Source organism: Microbulbifer discodermiae, from assembly GCF_040742695.1.
In the GTDB taxonomy this organism is placed as follows: Bacteria; Pseudomonadota; Gammaproteobacteria; order Pseudomonadales; family Cellvibrionaceae; genus Microbulbifer.
In genome coordinates, this window is sequence record NZ_JBFLAB010000025.1 from 26,885 (window position 1) to 40,679 (window position 13,795).

The following is a 13,795-nucleotide window of genomic DNA, read 5'->3' on the forward strand; positions in this document are numbered from 1 at the left end:
AGAGAGACCAGCTCGGGCCCTGGCTCAAACAGGGCCCGGTTCCCCGCTCAATCCCCCATAGCCATTGCCCGACAACTGAAAATGTCCGCGGCAGTAGCCGCACGCGGCTTGAAAGTGGACCCGACGCCCTTATCTACCATAATTCTTAACGGATATTATTTTGGGAGATTGCCAATGTTGCGCATTGGGTTGTTTCTGTTAACCAACCTGGCGGTACTGGTACTGGTTGGCATTGTCTTTAACCTTTTGGGTATCCAGGGGATTCTCGACGCCAATGGTGTAGACCTCAATTTGTCCGGGTTGCTGATACTCTGCGCCCTGTTTGGCTTCGGTGGCTCCTTCATTTCCCTGCTGCTGTCGAAATCCATCGCGCGGATGAGCACCCGCACCCAGATCATCAGCCAGCCGGGCAATGCCGATGAGAAGTGGCTGCTGGACACAGTGCGGGAACTGTCCGCCAAGGCCGGCATCGGCATGCCCGACGTGGGTATTTTCCCCATGCCCCAGGCCAATGCATTCGCCACCGGCTGGAATCGCAATAGCGCTCTGGTGGCCGTCAGCGCCGGCCTGTTACAGCGCTTTAACCGCGACGAAGCGAGAGCAGTAATCGGCCACGAGATAGGCCATGTTGCCAACGGTGATATGGTTACTCTGGCGCTGATTCAGGGCGTGGTGAATACCTTTGTCATGTTCTTCGCGCGCCTGGTGGGGTTCTTCGTCGACCGGGTCATCCTGAAGAACGAACAGGGCCTGGGTATCGGTTACTTCGTTACCTCGATCATCATGGACATGGTTTTTGGCGTCTTCGCCATGATGGTAGTGGCCTGGTTCAGCCGGCGCCGCGAGTACCGCGCCGACGCCGCCGGCGCGCACCTGACTACCCGCAATGCCATGGCCGCCGCGCTGATGCGCCTCAAGGCGGAATCCGAAGCCGGGCGCGAGGAACCGCTGCCCAGCAACATGAAGGCCTTCGGTATCTACGGCAACATGGGCGCGCTGCTGGCCAGCCACCCGCCGCTGGAGGACCGCATCCTGGCGCTGCAAAACCCCACCGGCGCCTGACCACCCGTGGGGCCCGGTACCTTCCCCGGTACCGGGCTCTGCGACCGCCGCAGCATCTGGTGCCACCCACCCGGTTGCTGCACAATAAGCCTCACCGAGTTCCGTGAGCCCGACCCACCGATCATGAACAAGCTGCAATCCCTGTTGTTGTGTATGGTGCTGTTGTTGTCAGCACCGTTTTCCCAGGCGCAAACACCCCCGGACTTCTCCACTGACGACGAGCGGAACACCATGCAGGTGTTCAACTTCGCCAGCCCTTCGGTGGTGTATGTGACCAATGAAACCCTGGTCCGGGACCGCTTTACGCTGCGCCTGCACTCGGTGCCCAAAGGCGCCGGCAGTGGTTTTATCTGGGATGCCCAGGGGCATGTGGTGACCAACTTCCACGTCATCGAGGGCGCGCGCAAAGTCACCATCACACTGCAGGATCGCAGCGAGTGGTCGGCACAGCTGGTGGGTTCGGCACCGGAAAAGGACCTCGCGGTACTGAAAATCGACGCGCCGCCCCAGCGGCTGACACCCCTGGTGCCGGGCTCCTCCAGCGACCTGGCAGTGGGCCGCAAGGTACTAGCCATCGGCAATCCTTTCGGCCTCGACACCACCCTCACCACCGGCGTGGTCAGCGCCCTGGGCCGCGAGATTGAGGCGGCCAACAACCGCACTATCCGCAATGTGATCCAGACAGACGCCGCCATCAACCCCGGCAATTCCGGCGGACCACTGCTGGATAGCAGAGGGCGGCTGATCGGCGTCAACACCGCCATCTACAGTCCCAGCGGCGCCAGTGTCGGTATCGGCTTCGCCATTCCGGTGGACACGGTAAAAAAGATTGTCCCGGAACTGATTGCCTACGGCCGTTTGGTGCGCCCGGTGCTGGGGATTGAATCAGCACCGGACCAGTGGGCCAGCCGCTATGGTTTTGAAGGGATTGCGGTACTGCGCACCAAGCCGGGTATGCCCGCCGAGCGCGCCGGCCTGCGCGGCGTCTTCCGCACCAACCGCGGCGGCTGGCAGCTTGGGGATGTGATTGTGGCGGTCGACCGGCAGCCAGTGCACAATTACGATGATTTGCTCAATGTGCTGGAGAATCACCGCGCCGGCGACCGGGTACAACTCCGCTTTCTGCGTGACGGGCAGGAGCAGCAGGCAGACATTACCCTGGCCGCTCCCGAGTGATTTGCCAGAACCAGGCGGGATTTTTTGTGCAGAAGTATTTTCTCTGTGGTTACGGCGAACTGAGCGAAGGGCAGTCGAAGGGCTTTTCCCTCGGGGACACAGCTGCGGGTACGGCCAACGTCTTCGCGGTGATGAAGGATGGCGAGGTGTACGTGTATAAAAATCGCTGCCCCCATCGCGGTATCGGGCTCGACTGGCAGCCGGACCAGTTTCTCGATGCGGAGGGCGCCCTCATCCAGTGCGCATCTCATGGCGCCCTGTTCCTGATCGAATCCGGCCAGTGTATCGCCGGGCCCTGCACCGGCGATGCGCTGACCCCGGTGCCGGTGGAACACTCACCCGAGGGGCTGTATGTACTGCTGGCGGACTGACAGTCTGCCAACCCAGGCAGTGGCTCCGAGGTTTTAAATCACGCTTATCACTGTTTGCGCGGCTGGAGAAACGGCAGGGGCTCGGTGAGGCGTATCTCATTCGCCCCCACAGTCGCTCTGTAGGCAAGCACCTCGACCCCGGCGGCCACCGCCCTATCCAGTGTTTCGGCATACTCCGGATCTATCTCCCGCGCCGCTGCGACGGTTTCTATGCCGGTGTGCTGCACACAGTAAAACAGCACTGCACGAACGCCCCTGTCCACCAGTTTGTGCAGCTCCCGCAGGTGCCTGGCGCCGCGGCTGCTGACCGCGTCCGGAAAGCTGCCGCTGGCACCCTCGGCCAGGGTGACATTCTTCACCTCCACATAACAGTCGCCCTCCTGCCCCGACAGCAGCAGATCGATGCGGCTGTTTTCATCGCCGTAACGCACCTCTCGGCGCAACCCGGTATAGCCCTGCAGCTCCGTCACCATCCCGTTTTCGATGGCCTCCGCAACCAGCGCATTGGCGCGACCGGTATTCACCCCCGCCCTGGCCCCTTCCGGCGTCGTGGTGATTTCCAGGGTATGGCGGTATTTGCGTTTGGGATTGCCGGAATCCGAATACCAGCAGGGACTGTTTTCGACCCAGCAATTTTTCATGGAGCCGGTGTTCGGGCAGTGAATGGTCAACAAATCGCCCGATTCCGTTTCGATATCGGCGAGAAAACGCTTATAGCGCCTGATCAATGTGCCGCGCTGCAACGGCGGATTAAACTGCACTCTGGCCCCCGTGGATCAACTAAACGCCACAAGATACCAGACAACATTTTGTGGCGCGAACAACCGAGATTTGATAGCTTCCACGCTCTCGGTCACCGGGGTTTGCCGGTGCCGGTTTGGGGAACTGCCTGCCGTAAGCTACCCGGGTGTTGCTAACTAAAGTACACCGCTCCGGTGGATACCGGTCTAGGCTAGGTTGAATTTGGTGGTACAGCCCTCATGTAGGAGGGCCAGTAAAGTAACGCGAGGCAAAGACTATGCCCAAAACTGCTGCGAGCACCGATTCTCTGCACGGCTTAGCGCCCTACAAGGAGAAAAAGGGCGAAGAGTACATGAATGAGAAGCAGCAGGAGCACTTCCGCAAGCTGCTGCTGGCATGGAAGGCCGAATTGATGGCAGAGGTGGACCGCACCGTTTCCCACATGAAGGACGAGGCCGCCAATTTTCCGGATCCGGCCGACCGCGCCAGCCAGGAAGAGGAGTTCAGCCTGGAACTGCGCACTCGCGACCGCGAGCGCAAGCTGATCAAGAAGATCGATGCCACTATCGAATTGATCGACCAGGACGACTATGGGTACTGCGAGGCCTGCGGGGTGGAAATCGGCATCCGCCGGCTGGAGGCCAGACCCACCGCAACCCTGTGTGTGGACTGCAAGACCCTGGCCGAGATCAAAGAAAAGCAGATCTCCGGCTGAGCGTCCGCAGGCGCGGCTAATCCCCCAGCGGCGATCCCCGCGATCGCCCCGGCGGTGCGCCCGACAGCCGCCGCCAGGATCTGATTTTGAGCGAGTCCAATCCGTATATCGGGCGCTTCGCCCCCTCCCCGACCGGGCCACTGCACTTCGGCTCTCTGGCCTGTGCGCTGGGCAGCTATCTTGATGCCGTCTCCCACGGCGGCCAATGGCTGGTACGCATGGAAGACCTGGACCCGCCGCGGGAGGAGCCGGGCGCAGCCCAGCGCATTGTCAGATCGCTGGAGGCCCACGGGCTCCACTGGCACGGCCCGCTGGAATGGCAGAGCCGGCGCCACCGCCTGTACGACGATGTGCTCGACGACCTGGCCGCGCGCGAGCTGACCTATCCCTGCCATTGCTCGCGGGCACAGATTCGCCGCGCCGGCGGCCACGACAACCGGGGCTGCCGGGCGCGAACCGACGCACAGGGGCCCAGCGCACTGAGGGTCACCTGTTCCGGTGGCGAAGAGCGCTTCACCGACCTCTGGCGAGGCACCCAGATCCAGCAGATCCGCGACGACACCCTGCTGAGGCGGCGCGACGGTCTCTATGCCTATCAACTGGCGGTGGTTGTGGACGATATCGACCAGGGTGTGACCCATGTGGTGCGCGGCGCCGACCTGCTGGACAGCAGCGGTGCCCAGCAGCGGCTGTTTCGGCTACTGGGCGCCGAGGCACCCCAATTCGGCCACCTGCCGCTGGTATTGGGGACTGCCGGACAAAAGTTGAGCAAGCAGAGCTGTGCCCCGGCGATCGATGACCACCGCGCCGGCGACAATCTGATCCAGGCAATGCGCTTTCTAGGCTTCCACCCGCCGGCGGAACTGAGCTCCGAAGCACCGCCCGCCATACTGTCCTGGGCCACCGCCCGCTGGCAGCGCCGGCAGGTGGATCGTCACAACCGGCAATTGCACTAGCGCCCGGTGACAATTAAGATTTTTCGGCAAGGTTCCCCCAATACCCCAGCACCGCGTATTTATGAGTAACCGCACCCTTCTGATTCTATTGGTCCTGGTTGGCTACGTCTTTTCACCGACGGTCTTCACCTGGCTGATCAACCCCGCCGGCGCCTGGTATCGCCCTTTTATCCTGTGGCTACTGCTGATCCTGCTGGCAGTGGTGGTGCAGATGCGGCGCAACACCAGTGAACTTTGAAGTCGGCCATATTGCCCTGATCGGCGTCGGTTACATCGCCGCGCTGTTTTGCTTCGCCCTGGCCACGTCCAAAGGCTGGCTGCCAGTGCGCTGGGTCCGCCACCCCCTGGTGTTTGTACTGTCGCTGGGGGTCTCCCTCTCCGCCTGGACCTTTTACGGTGTGGTGGACCTGGCCTGGCAATACGGCTACGGCGTACTGGCGTATTATCTGGGCACCGGCGCTATGTTCCTGTTCGCCCCCTTCGCCCTGGAACCGCTGGCACGGCTGGCGCAGCGCTACCAGCTGACCTCGCCGGCGGACCTGCTGGTATTTCGCTATCACAGCCGGGCGGCAGGTACTTTCACCACCCTGTTTATGCTGCTGGGGCTGCTGCCACTGATCGCGCTGCAGATCCAGGCGGTGTCGGAGACACTGGCACTGTTGTCGCGGGACAGTGTGACCATACTGGCGCTGCCGGACAGCGGCGTCACCAACAAGGATCTGACCACCTTTGTCTACTGTGTGCTGCTGGCACTTTTCACCAGTACCTTCGGCACTTCGCGCAAGCACCGCCTGGGCCTCACCGGCGCACTGGCACTGGAGTCGGTGGTTAAGCTGGTGGCGCTGTTGGCGGTCGGCGGCTACGCCGTGTACGGGGTGTTCAATGGATTTGCCGGGCTGGATCTATGGCTGGCTGAACACAGCAGCATGCAGCAATTACTTTACGCGCCAATCAAGGAGGGCTCTTCCCACACGCTGCTGCTGGTGTTTATCGCCACCGCGGTGGCCATGCCACACATTTTCTACCTCAGTATTGCCGGCCGCCCGGCGAGCCGCCATCTGCGCGTAGCCAGCTGGGGCTTTCCACTCTTCCTGCTGCTGATGGCGCTGCCCATATTCCCCATTATGTGGGCCGGCTTCGCCCTCGATGTGGCCGAGCCGGTACAGTATTTCACCCTCGCGGTGCCCAGGGCCAGCGGCTCAGTTCTCTTAACCGTGCTGGCCTTTATCGGCGGCCTGGCGGCCGCCACAGGCGCGCTGGTAATGATGACACTGGCACTCTCCACCATGGTTATGAATCACTGGCTGCTGCCGGGCACCCGCTGGCACTCCGAGGACAACATGTACCGGCAACTGCTGTGGCTGCGCCGGACACTGGTGGCTGCACTGTATCTGGCCGGATTCGCTTTCTACCTGCTGCTGAACAACCGTTTGTCGCTATCGGACCTGGCCATTTTGTCGTTTATCGCCTCATTGCAGTTTCTGCCGGGTATTTTTGCTGTGATTCACTGGCCCCAGGGCAACCGGCGGGGCTTTATCGCCGGCTTACTGGCAGGCATGTTGATATGGGCCGGCGGCCTGCTGGTACCCTCGATCCTGGGGCTCAGCGGCGTGACCATCCCGGGCACCGAACTGCAGATTCCACTGGGAATGACTATCTGGACCCAGGTCACCACCCTTTCCCTGGCCGTGAATGTCCTGTTGTTCGTGCTCCTGTCCCTGACCACGGATACCAGTAGTCTGGAACAATACGCCGCCAACCTGTGCGGAGACGAGACCATCGGTCAGGCACTGCGACTGGAACTGGACGTCCAGTCCGCAGCGGATTTTCGCCTACGCCTGGCGGAAAGCCTCGGAGCCGCCACTGCCAGCCAGGAAGTCAATCGCGCCCTGCGCCAGTTGAACCTGCCCGAGGAAGAGCGGCGCCCTTTCGCCCTGCGCCAACTGCGGGACAAGCTGGAAGCCAACCTGTCCGGGCTCCTGGGGCGGGTACTCGCCGGCCAGATCATCGAGCGGCACCTGCCCTTCAAAGACAGCGGCCTGCCGGCAAACAAGGATATCCACCTGATCGAATCCGGCCTGTCCCGCTATAAGAACCAGCTCACCGGGCTGGCCGCGGAACTCAACAATCTGCGCCTCTATCACCGGCAGATGCTGGAGGAGCTGCCGGTGGCCGCCTGCTCCCTGGGGCGCGACGGGGAAATATTGCTGTGGAACTTCGCCATGCAGGATCTCACCGGTATTGCCGCCAGCGAGGTTATCGGCTCCAAACTGGACTATCTGCCGGAGCCCTGGCAGTCCCTGCTGATGGACTTCGCCCTGTCCGACGAGGGCAGCCGCTTCAAGCAGCAGATCAGCCTGGGGGACGACAGGCGCTGGCTCAACCTGCACAAGACCCACCTGAAAAACAGCCGCGGCGGCGGGGCTGCGGGAGAGGGCCGGGACGGACAGATGCTGTTGGTCGAGGACATCACCGAAACCCAGGTGCTGGAGCAGGAGCTGATCCACAACGAGCGCCTCGCCTCTCTGGGCCGCCTGGCCGCGGGTGTGGCCCACGAGGTGGGCAATCCGGTCACCGGTATCGCCTGCCTGGCCCAGAATCTGCAGTACGAATCCGACAGTGACGAGGTGCGCGACACCGCCAACCAGATCATCAGCCAGACCCAGCGCATCAGCCGTATCGTGCATTCCCTGGTCAACTTCTCCCACAGCGGCAACCAGGAGAAAAGCGACTGGACCCCAGTGGACCTCTACGCCTGTGTGCAGGAGGCGGTGCAACTGCTCGCGCTGCAGCGGGACAAGACCGAAACCACATTCGACAATGCGGTACCGGAGGACCTGATGGCCCCCGGCGACAACCAGCGCCTGATACAGGTATTTATCAACCTGCTCAGCAACGCCCGCGACGCCAGCCCCGACGGTGGTCACATCCGTATCGACGGCTATTCCGCCAACGGTTACGCCTGTGTCGCCGTGACCGATGAGGGCCCGGGCATTCCCCTCAAACACCGCGAGCGCATCCTGGAACCCTTCTTCACCACCAAAGAGCCCGGTGAGGGCACCGGTCTGGGCCTGGCGATGGTGTACAGCATCGTCGAGGAGCACGGCGGCCAGCTGGAGCTGGTCAGCCCCGCCAACGCCGCCACAGGGCGCGGAGCAACCTTTATCGTGCAGCTGCCGCAAACGGGTTAGATACACAGAAACAGGGCCAGGTATCACACAAATTTTGAATAACTGCGCCGGTTTGAGTTGCATCGAAACGTTCCACAGGTAAAACTACGCACCTACTGAGCGTTTTGTAACCAGGCGTAACGTATGAGCCATATCCTGATCGTCGAGGATGAAGTCATCATCCGCACAGCCTTGCGCAAGCTGCTGGAGCGGCACCGGTACCGGGTCAGCGAGGCCGGCTCGGTGCGTGAAGCGACGGCCAAGTACCGGCTCCAGGAAACCGACCTGATTATTTCCGATCTGCGCCTGCCCGGGGCCCCCGGTACCGACCTGCTGAAACTGGCCGGTGACGTGCCGGTGCTGATCATGACCAGCTACGCCAGCCTGCGCTCCGCGGTGGATTCCATGCGCATGGGCGCCGCCGACTATATCGCCAAGCCGTTCGACCACGATGAGATGATCGCCACTGTGCGCCGGGTCATCGGCAAGGCGGAACAGAGCCGTGCTGTGGCCGCCAGCACCACCGGGTCAAGCCGCGCCATTGCCGGCATGATCGGCGACAGTCCGGCCATGCGCAGCCTCTACAGCCGCATCCACAAAGTGGCTCCCACCGACGCCACCGTGCTGGTCTACGGCGAGACGGGTACCGGCAAGGAACTGGTGGCGCGCGCTATCCACGAGGAGAGCCGCCGCGCCAGCAAACGGCTTATTTCGGTCAACTGCGCAGCCATCCCCGAAACCCTGATCGAAGCGGAGCTGTTTGGTCACGAGAAAGGGGCCTTTACCGGTGCCCAATCCGCCCGCGACGGACTGGTTGCGGCAGCCGATGGCGGCACTCTGTTTCTGGATGAAATCGGCGAACTGCCGCTGGAAGCACAGGCCCGCCTGCTGCGGGTGCTGCAGGAGGGCGAAGTACGCCCTCTGGGCGCGGTGGAATCGCGCAAAGTTGACGTGCGCCTGGTGGCTGCCACCCACCGCAATCTGCGCCTGCTGGCCAGCGAGCGCAAATTCCGCGAGGACCTTTACTATCGCATCAACGTGGTGCAGATGACCGTGGCGCCCCTGAGGGACAGGGGCAAGGACGTACTTGCCATCGCCGAACACCTGATGGAAAGGTTTTGTACCCGTATCGGCCGGCCCACCCTCAAGCTGTCCCCGGAGGCGATACAGGCAGTCACCACCTACAGCTGGCCCGGCAATGTGCGCGAACTGGAGAACGCCATCCAGCGCGCCGCCATCCTGACCGAGGACGACAGCGACGAGATAGATCACCGCACCCTGGACATCGACCTGGATCTGGTGCCCGTGGACGAAGCGGACCCGGACCGCCTCCGACCCAGTTTGCACACGGACCCCCGCGAGGACCTGTCACTGGAGGACTATTTCGCCCGCTTTGTGCTGGAGCACCAGGACACCATGAGTGAGACGGACCTGGCGAAAAAGCTGGGAGTGAGCCGCAAGTGCCTGTGGGAGCGCCGCCAGAAGCTCGGTATACCGCGCAAGAAAACCCGCCGCGCAGTGGCCGAGGCCTGACTCCCGGCAGCCTCCATCAGCGCCCTCAGACGCCATCCGCCAGGGGCACTCCGCCTCCATTCCCACGGCCAGAACCGGTGATGACACCGGGTAACGTCAAATAGTTACAAGTGAAAGTGTTACCCAAGTCGCGCTGAGAGTAACAACTGCTGCACCATCCGTAACGGATTCATCTCCGGCATTGGGCCCACATTTCGCTTACACTTCTTAACTTATTGATTTACCGTGTTTTTTTAAAGTTGGCACACTAAATGCTATTTAAACCTGTGCAACTATGAAGAACAGCCAAAAATAAAAATAAATGACTGTTAAAGCCCTAATAAAAACTGACAATAAGTGGGCGCAACACAATAAAAATAAATGGAAAGGTCGAAAAAGAGCAATTAACGACCAAAACCAGCAGAACAACAACAATAAACAATAACAATAAGCAGATCGTAAAAAAATAACGACAAGCACGTTACAAACTGACTGATTGTGCCTGGGAGAGGGTGTTTGCCATACGGCAAATTGAAAGCGCAGGGAAGCCGCTACCTTGATCCCGGTAATTATGACCCCTCATTTTTCATACTGTCACCAGTAACTGGTCGCAGGGGTTTCCTCATTTGAGGCGACCGTCTGACTCTGTGTTGTCTTGTGGTAGAATGCGCCCTCATGATCAACGGGACTTCCCCGTTCACAGGCCTTGGCCGCAGTCAAGACAGACAGCCGTATGTTGAACTCCCTGCTCAGCAGTATCAAACGCTGGCGCAAGCCGGCCCCTCAGCCGAAAGCGCGCATCATTCCCCGCAGTGAACACTCGATCTCCCGCCGCGATATCAGCCGTGCGGCGCTGACAGTGATGAAGCGTCTGCAGGAAGCCGGCTTCGAAGCCTATATAGTGGGTGGAGGGGTGCGCGACCTATTGCTCGGCGGCCATCCCAAAGACTTCGATATTGCCACCGATGCCACCCCCGAGGATGCCAAGCAGTTGTTTCGCGGCTCGCGCATAGTGGGGCGGCGCTTCCGCATCCTGCACGCGCGCATCGGCCGTGAGGTCATCGAAGTGACGACATTTCGCGGACACCACTCCAATGGCGCGGAGCATGAGGCGCAACAGTCCCAGCAAGGTATGCTGCTGCGCGACAACGTCTACGGAGATCTCGCCAGCGACGCCGCGCGTCGGGATTTCACCGTCAATGCCCTCTACTACACCACCAGGGGCTTTGCCATTCACGACTACACCGGCGGCGTCACCGACATCGAGCAGCGCCAGATCCGCATGATTGGCGACCCCGCGACGCGCTACAAGGAAGACCCGGTGCGAATGCTGCGGGCACTGCGCTTCGCCGCCAAGCTGGATTTTTCCATCGAGGAACACACTGCAACCCCCCTGGCCAACCTGGCACCCCTGCTGCGGAACGTCGCACCGGCGCGCCTGTTTGACGAGGTACTGAAACTGCTGATGGGCGGTTTCGGCGAGCGCACCTTCGAGTTGCTGCGCCAGTATCAGCTCTGGCCGCAGCTGTTCCCGGACAACGCCGCATTGCTGGAGGAGCCGGCGATGCTGGAACTGGCGCGCCTCGCACTGCGCAATACCGACGCGCGTATTCGAGCAGACAAGCACGTGACGCCGGCATTTCTGTTCGCGGCCCTGCTGTGGCCGGGGGTAGTTGTAGAGCAGCGGAGACTGATGGACCAGGGTACCCCCGCGGTTCCCGCCCTGGCTCAGGCGGCACAGAAAGCCACCAGTTCGCAACTGGCTCACACCGCTCTGCCAAAACGCTTCTCGCTGCCAATGCGGGAAATCTGGGACATGCAACTGCGCCTGCCCCGCCGCAACGGAGAGCGGGCACAGCGGCTGAGCCAGCACCCCCGCTTCAGAGCTGCCTATGACTTCCTGCTGCTGCGGGAGCAGTGTGGAGAAATCCAACCGGGCCTGGGCACCTGGTGGACCGACTTCCAGCAGGCCGACGAAGACCAGCGCCAGGAGATGGTGCGCCGGCTGCAGCAGCGTGGTGGCAGACGCCGCCGGCGCCCAAAGGCGGCCGGGTAATCCGTGCAGCGTGTGTTTATCGGGCTAGGCAGCAACCTCGCGGCCCCGGCCCAACAGCTTCGCAGCGCACTGAAAGCCCTGCGCAAGCTCCCGCAGGTGCACCTGGTCCGCTGTTCCGGTTTTTACCGCAGCGCGCCGGTGGGGCCCGCCGGGCAGGCGGACTATATCAATGCAGTGGCGGAACTGAGTACCGACCTGCCGCCACTGGAGCTGCTGGATCAGTTACAGGCTATCGAGACCACCCAAGGCCGCGAGCGCAGCCTCCGCTGGGGTGCCCGCACCCTCGATTTGGATATACTGCTGTTCGGTCAGCAGAGGATTGACCTCCCCCGCCTGCAGGTGCCGCATCCACGTATGGCGGAGCGTAATTTTGTCCTGCAGCCACTGGCGGAACTGGACCCACAATTGCTGCTGCCCGGGGGGGAATCTGTTCTGGCGCTGCTGCAACAGTGTCCGCAAAACCGCCTGCAGAAAGTTTCCGAATAGCAATCGCCGAAAAACAAGGAGCAACCGTCGTGGCGATAGACATAGCCGAGCGCGAAGTACTGGAACAAGCGCCGCTGGATCTGTCCGGAGTGACACCGCCGCGATTCATTGCGGTGGAAGGCAATATCGGCGTGGGAAAAACCACTCTGGCGAAGAAGCTTGCCGCCAGTTTTAACTACGATACACTACTGGAGCTGCCGGAAGGCAACCCCTTCCTGCAAAGATTTTACCGCGACCCCAGGAATGCCGCCCTACCGACACAGTTGTATTTCCTGCTGCAACGATCGCAGCAAATTCAGGCCTTACGCCAGAACGACATCTTTAAACCGGTGCGTGTAGCAGACTTTCTGATCGAAAAGGATTACCTGTTCGCCGAAGTTACACTCGATGCGGACGAGCTGGCACTTTACCAGCAGGTCTATCAACACATGACCCTGCAGGCACCAAAACCCGATCTGGTGATTTATTTGCAGGCTCCCCTGACGGTGTTGCAGGAGAGAATCCGCACCCGCGGCATCGCCGCGGAGCGCTCAATCAGCAACGATTATCTCACCACTCTGAACGACGCTTACACTAACTTCTTCCACTACTATGACGAGGCGCCGCTGTTGATCGTCAACAGCGAAGACATCGATATCGTAGATCGGCCAGAACACTACCGACAGTTGGTGGAATATCTGCTGACCGTCAAAAGCGGTCGCCACTACTACAATCCGGGGAGCTGATTCGCATGACTTACGCATCCACTGAACGGCCAACACCCATTACCGTACAAACGCTGCGCAAAATGAAAATAGACGGTGAGAAATTTATAACCGTCGCCCTCTACGATGCCCCTATGGCCACCATGGCACAGAGGACCGGTGTGGAGGTTGTGCTGGTCGGCGACTCCCTGGGCATGACTGTGCTGGGTTTCGACAGCACCATTCCCGTCACTATGGAACAAATGATCTATCACGTGGAAGCGGTGGCCCGGGGCAACAAGAAATCTCTGATCATAGGCGACCTGCCATTTATGACCTATGCCACCCCGGAACAGGCGTTACAAAGTGCCACCCGCGTTATGCAGGCCGGCGCCCATATGGTGAAGATAGAGGGCGGCGCCTGGCTCGCCGAAACAGTGACCATGCTCGCGGACCGCGGTATTCCCGTGTGCGCACACCTCGGCCTGACACCACAATCGCTGCACAAACTGGGGGGATTCCGGGTACAGGGTCGCGATGACGAGCAGGCGGGCAGAATCATCGATGACGCCGCACTGCTGGACGAGGCCGGAGCGGACCTGTTGGTGCTGGAGTGCGTGCCATCGGGATTGGCCAAGCGCGTCACCGATTCTGTTTCCATGCCCACCATCGGCATCGGCGCCGGGCGGGAAACCGACGCCCAGGTACTGGTGATCAACGACATCCTGGGCCTGACCGAACGTCCGCCCAAATTTTCCAAGAATTTCCTCCGCGAGGCCGAGGATATTCCCGGTGCATTGCGCAAATATGCCGAAGATGTGAAAAACGGCATCTTTCCCGATGACAACCATACATTTGGCTGAACCC

General features: G+C 61.1%; 13 protein-coding genes. 12 read left to right on the forward strand and 1 reads right to left on the reverse strand.

All coding sequences use genetic code 11. The features are described 5' to 3' along the window. Window positions 1-174: 174 nt before the first annotated feature. The 3 genes from htpX to AB1S50_RS10810 all read left to right on the forward strand — a co-directional run bounded on the left by htpX (window position 175) and on the right by AB1S50_RS10810 (window position 2,609). Window positions 175-1,062: a protease HtpX gene (gene htpX, locus AB1S50_RS10800; protein WP_367150665.1), complete on the forward strand. Its 888-nt coding sequence runs from the start codon at window positions 175-177 to the stop codon at window positions 1,060-1,062. Window positions 1,063-1,185: 123 nt separating this feature from the next. Beyond that, a complete protein-coding gene (locus tag AB1S50_RS10805) occupies window positions 1,186-2,238 on the forward strand; it encodes a S1C family serine protease (RefSeq protein WP_367150667.1) in 1,053 nt (350 codons plus the stop codon). Between the two features lie 26 nt (window positions 2,239-2,264). After that, window positions 2,265-2,609 carry a Rieske (2Fe-2S) protein gene (locus AB1S50_RS10810; protein WP_367150668.1) on the forward strand — a complete coding sequence of 115 codons (345 nt, stop codon included), beginning with the start codon at window positions 2,265-2,267 and terminating at the stop codon, window positions 2,607-2,609. A gap of 47 nt (window positions 2,610-2,656) precedes the next feature. On the opposite strand, the gene sfsA is transcribed toward AB1S50_RS10810, so the two are convergent. Then, complete coding sequence (gene sfsA, locus AB1S50_RS10815; RefSeq protein WP_367150669.1) at window positions 2,657-3,370, reverse strand: DNA/RNA nuclease SfsA; 714 nt, start codon at window positions 3,368-3,370, stop codon at window positions 2,657-2,659. A gap of 257 nt (window positions 3,371-3,627) precedes the next feature. Between sfsA and dksA the strand changes: the two genes are divergently transcribed. The 9 genes from dksA to panB all read left to right on the forward strand — a co-directional run bounded on the left by dksA (window position 3,628) and on the right by panB (window position 13,791). Next, window positions 3,628-4,065 carry an RNA polymerase-binding protein DksA gene (gene dksA / locus AB1S50_RS10820; RefSeq protein ID WP_367150670.1) on the forward strand — a complete coding sequence of 146 codons (438 nt, stop codon included), beginning with the start codon at window positions 3,628-3,630 and terminating at the stop codon, window positions 4,063-4,065. An 86-nt stretch (window positions 4,066-4,151) separates the two neighbouring features. Beyond that, a complete protein-coding gene (gene gluQRS, locus AB1S50_RS10825; RefSeq protein ID WP_367150671.1) occupies window positions 4,152-5,021 on the forward strand; it encodes a tRNA glutamyl-Q(34) synthetase GluQRS in 870 nt (289 codons plus the stop codon). Window positions 5,022-5,082: 61 nt separating this feature from the next. Then, window positions 5,083-5,259 (forward strand): hypothetical protein, encoded by a 177-nt coding sequence (locus AB1S50_RS10830; protein WP_367150672.1) that lies wholly within the window; start codon window positions 5,083-5,085, stop codon window positions 5,257-5,259. Next, on the forward strand, window positions 5,249-8,212 hold the full coding sequence (locus AB1S50_RS10835) for an ATP-binding protein (RefSeq protein WP_367150673.1): 2,964 nt from the start codon (window positions 5,249-5,251) through the stop codon (window positions 8,210-8,212). The genes AB1S50_RS10830 and AB1S50_RS10835 overlap by 11 nt, the downstream gene beginning before the upstream one ends. A gap of 123 nt (window positions 8,213-8,335) precedes the next feature. Continuing rightward, the gene (locus AB1S50_RS10840) at window positions 8,336-9,724 is read left to right on the forward strand and encodes a sigma-54-dependent transcriptional regulator (RefSeq protein WP_367150674.1); all 1,389 of its coding nucleotides are present in this window, start codon (window positions 8,336-8,338) and stop codon (window positions 9,722-9,724) included. 712 nt (window positions 9,725-10,436) lie between these two features. Beyond that, a complete protein-coding gene (gene pcnB, locus AB1S50_RS10845; protein ID WP_367150676.1) occupies window positions 10,437-11,759 on the forward strand; it encodes a polynucleotide adenylyltransferase PcnB in 1,323 nt (440 codons plus the stop codon). Window positions 11,760-11,762: 3 nt separating this feature from the next. After that, a complete protein-coding gene (folK, locus tag AB1S50_RS10850; RefSeq protein WP_455363748.1) occupies window positions 11,763-12,245 on the forward strand; it encodes a 2-amino-4-hydroxy-6-hydroxymethyldihydropteridine diphosphokinase in 483 nt (160 codons plus the stop codon). 35 nt (window positions 12,246-12,280) lie between these two features. After that, the gene (locus AB1S50_RS10855) at window positions 12,281-12,970 is read left to right on the forward strand and encodes a deoxynucleoside kinase (protein WP_455363749.1); all 690 of its coding nucleotides are present in this window, start codon (window positions 12,281-12,283) and stop codon (window positions 12,968-12,970) included. A gap of 5 nt (window positions 12,971-12,975) precedes the next feature. Then, window positions 12,976-13,791 carry a 3-methyl-2-oxobutanoate hydroxymethyltransferase gene (gene panB / locus AB1S50_RS10860; RefSeq protein WP_367150678.1) on the forward strand — a complete coding sequence of 272 codons (816 nt, stop codon included), beginning with the start codon at window positions 12,976-12,978 and terminating at the stop codon, window positions 13,789-13,791. The last annotated feature ends 4 nt before the right edge of the window (window positions 13,792-13,795 follow it).

Coding starts and splice junctions, on each gene's coding strand:
- pcnB (WP_367150676.1), top strand. CDS start 10,437: ATGTTGAACTCCCTGCTCAGCAGTATCAAACGCTGGCGCAAGCCGGCC.
- htpX (WP_367150665.1), top strand. CDS start 175: ATGTTGCGCATTGGGTTGTTTCTGTTAACCAACCTGGCGGTACTGGTA.
- AB1S50_RS10830 (WP_367150672.1), top strand. CDS start 5,083: ATGAGTAACCGCACCCTTCTGATTCTATTGGTCCTGGTTGGCTACGTC.
- AB1S50_RS10805 (WP_367150667.1), top strand. CDS start 1,186: ATGAACAAGCTGCAATCCCTGTTGTTGTGTATGGTGCTGTTGTTGTCA.
- panB (WP_367150678.1), top strand. CDS start 12,976: ATGACTTACGCATCCACTGAACGGCCAACACCCATTACCGTACAAACG.
- dksA (WP_367150670.1), top strand. CDS start 3,628: ATGCCCAAAACTGCTGCGAGCACCGATTCTCTGCACGGCTTAGCGCCC.
- AB1S50_RS10840 (WP_367150674.1), top strand. CDS start 8,336: ATGAGCCATATCCTGATCGTCGAGGATGAAGTCATCATCCGCACAGCC.